Origin of the sequence: Frigoriflavimonas asaccharolytica (assembly GCF_013294015.1) — a bacterium.
GTDB classification, from domain to species: domain Bacteria; phylum Bacteroidota; class Bacteroidia; order Flavobacteriales; family Weeksellaceae; genus Frigoriflavimonas; species Frigoriflavimonas asaccharolytica.
On sequence record NZ_JABSNO010000054.1, the window covers coordinates 1 to 3180 of the forward strand.

General features: G+C 32.6%; 3 protein-coding genes and 1 other RNA gene. All 4 read right to left on the minus strand.

The window, feature by feature from the left end; all coding sequences use genetic code 11:
* Positions 1-81: 81 nt before the first annotated feature.
* Complete coding sequence (locus HNQ03_RS15870; protein WP_173780673.1) at positions 82-318, minus strand: SAM-dependent methyltransferase; 237 nt, start codon at positions 316-318, stop codon at positions 82-84.
* Positions 318-1043 (minus strand): PIG-L deacetylase family protein, encoded by a 726-nt coding sequence (locus HNQ03_RS15875; protein ID WP_173780674.1) that lies wholly within the window; start codon positions 1041-1043, stop codon positions 318-320. Before HNQ03_RS15875 ends, HNQ03_RS15870 begins: the two co-directional genes overlap by 1 nt.
* Before the next feature lie 5 nt (positions 1044-1048).
* Positions 1049-2209: an acyl-CoA dehydrogenase family protein gene (locus HNQ03_RS15880; protein WP_173780675.1), complete on the minus strand. Its 1161-nt coding sequence runs from the start codon at positions 2207-2209 to the stop codon at positions 1049-1051.
* A gap of 214 nt (positions 2210-2423) precedes the next feature.
* Positions 2424-2822: a transfer-messenger RNA gene (gene ssrA / locus HNQ03_RS15885) on the minus strand.
* Between the last annotated feature and the right edge of the window lie 358 nt (positions 2823-3180).

The following is a 3180-nucleotide window of genomic DNA, read 5'->3' on the forward strand; positions in this document are numbered from 1 at the left end:
TTGCATCATTAAATATACGAAAATAGAAGCGAATTATTAAAATTATTTCCCTATTTTTGAATATAATAAACGAAGGTTTTTTCACAGACTGACGTCAATAGATAGTAATTTTTCACATTTTTTTGCGAGAAGTTCTGTTAGAACACCGATAGAACAACCGATTTCTAGAGCATTTTTATATTTATCTTTTGGCAAAGCAGTAATTGTTGCAGCATATTTTTCTGCTTCATATGCGCTTGTTTCAAAATCCCAAGGATCTTCATTTGCCGCATATACTTTTTCAAAGTAATCTGGCCTCAAAGTTTCAAAATTTTCCATTATTTAGAAATATAAAAAAGTTCGTATGGTCTATTAAAACTGTTTATCATTTCTTTTGAAAGCATAAAACCGTTAGGATCATCAGTAATAAGATTCGTAGTTTGAGATTTGTGCGCGGCAATTGCTTGCATTTTTTTTTCTAATACACTTTCTATATTTAATCTAAAAGGTGTTACTTCTTCTAAATTTGGAGCATCTTTTTCTTCACCAATTTCATTCAACCAAATGGGGTATTCATAAACTTTTGCTTCGTATTTCTCTATAGAATCAATTATTTGATACGCTGCTTGATGGTCTGGATGCGGATCTCTGCGCCACGGAACGAATATGCTTTGCGGTTTGATGGCAGTAATAACTTTAGATATATCTTGCGCAGCATGGAGAAAATCTTGGGATTCATTATTTGGAATACTCCTATCCTTGAATCTACAAAAAATTAAATTTTCTGTAGAAATACCTAAAATTGCTGCAGCATTTATCAATTCATTTTCTCTTAAATCACGTAATTTTTCCGCAGGATATTCTAGGCTGTTTGGGTGAGATAATGTTCCATCACTTAAAAGTAAAATATAAACTTCCTGCCCATATTTTTTTAATAATGAAATCACGCCACCACATCCCAAACTTTCATCATCTGCATGCGGTGCTACAATTATTGTTGTCCCAAATCCCAATACACATTGCTCTGGAGCTAGTGAAATATTTTTCAACGCTAAATTTTTCATGTTTTTTAAATTTTATTTTCCCACAAATTATCCAAACTGATATCACTTTGCAAAGCAAATGTACCAACTTCAGACAAAGAAACATCTGGTGCTGGTTGTCGCAAATAAGTACTTAAATCTCGGATAATTCTTTCAAAATGATATGGCTTGTTCAAACCTCTTGCTCCTACACATTTTTGGCAAAGCACTATAATTTTTGTACAAATTTTTTCAATCGCTGTTCGCATCATATTGGCGTGCGCAAGAAATATTTCTGAATTTTCTTTAGAAGAATTAATCATATATTGATCCAAAAACTCTCCCGCCGATTTTAACCATTGATTACCTGAAGATATTAAAATCGTCATTTCTCCAAGACGCATTTTTTGATAAGGATCTTCAGTTCTGTTTAGTTCTCGCAAATATTTTATCGTTTCATTCAAGAGTGTTTCTGCACCCCCTAATTGCACTGCAGCAAAACGAATAGAACCACCACTAAAATATGGTTGCTTGTAATAATCGCCGGCAATTCCTAAAATATTTTCCTGTGGAATCACCGCATTCTCAAAATTCATTTTATAACTCCTACTGGCCTTCATTCCCATAGGATTCCACCAACTCGGATCTGTATTTGTGCATATTTTATCTAAAGGCACAATGCACATTTGCCAAGATCCATCTTCTAAATTTGCAGTAACGATAGGGCGAGTAACAAAATCAGAACCTGTAGCAAAAGTCTTTGCGCCACTTAGCAAAAAATTTTCGTCGAGGTTTTCTCTTAAAGTAGTACCGTCATTTGCTTGTGTATTCCAAACTCCAAAAAGATGACCGGCAATTGCATCGTTCGCAAAATTTTTCTTTTGAAGATTGGTCCCAAATTGATCTATTAAAAGTTGAGCATTGATGTGACCTTCCAAAACTCTACCCATCACAAGATTTCCTGCACCAATATTTTTTAAAATTTGCAGCATGGCAACATTAGATCCTGGAATTAATCCTAAGTTTTCACCTCCCATTTCCGAAGCAAAAGCAGCACTGAAAATTCTAGATAATTTCAATTTTCGCAATGTTTCTTTAGGAAACTCTTCTGTAGAGTCAGTTTGAGAAGCTTCCATCAAAGATTCAGCAATTAAATTTTTGCTAAATAAAATAAGATTTAAATAGTTATTTTCAATATTTTCGTCCAAAAATTATGTTTTAAAATTCAATATAAAAATAGTAAAATAAATTGCAAATTTTAAAAAAATAGAAATAATTTATTGTTACTTCAATTTTATTTTATGTTTTTTTTAATTGTAAAATGCTGAAATTTTTGAGCCTAGGGAATATAAAACAAAAAATCAGGAAGCATAGTTCCTGATTTAGATCTTAAAATTTATGAATACTTGATTCACATACTTTTTGTGGAGTTGGAGGGATTCGAACCCTCGTCCAAACAAGCAATACATAAGATTTCTACATGCTTATTTTGCAATTAATTTTCGATTATAAACAGAGCACAAACACCCAACTTATAACTTATCTTCTGAAGTTTTCGAACTTGAACCAAAGTTTTTCAAGCCTTATTTCCGCATTCCTATATTTCCTAATCAATCGCCGCGAAACGGAGCAATTGGGAAACATCTCGCTTCCGTACTATACTTCGGGAAAACGCAAAATCCTACTTTATTCGGATTATGCTGCAAGAGCAAACTCTTGGTCGCCAGTTAAAGTTGTGTAGCAAGGGATTTAAGAGATCGCGCTACGGTTCTCTGCATGCTTACTTACCCATCGATCTTGCTGTCGAAACCAGTCAACCCCAATGTTTAAGAACTGCAAAGATACATCTTTTTAATTATTTGTATGCGGATTTGCTGTATTCGAAAAAGATTTTTTTTCTTTTTGCCAATTTATTTTCGTTGAAAGAAAATGGGTTATTTTTTTGTGCGCTTTGATATTCATTCTTAATCTTCCGATATAGCTTTCGCCTTATTCTTGTTTATGGCTTCCGTTTCCATTTTTTAATTTTTTATAGAAAAAAAGTTTAGCTCCAGCCAGAGTGCAAATGTCTTTATTTAAAAATTTATTTAGTCAGCCATTAAAAACTATTTAAACAACTGATTAATAGTTATTTAGAAGTTATAAAGTTTGTTTATATCTGCAAGAAAACGTATCTTTA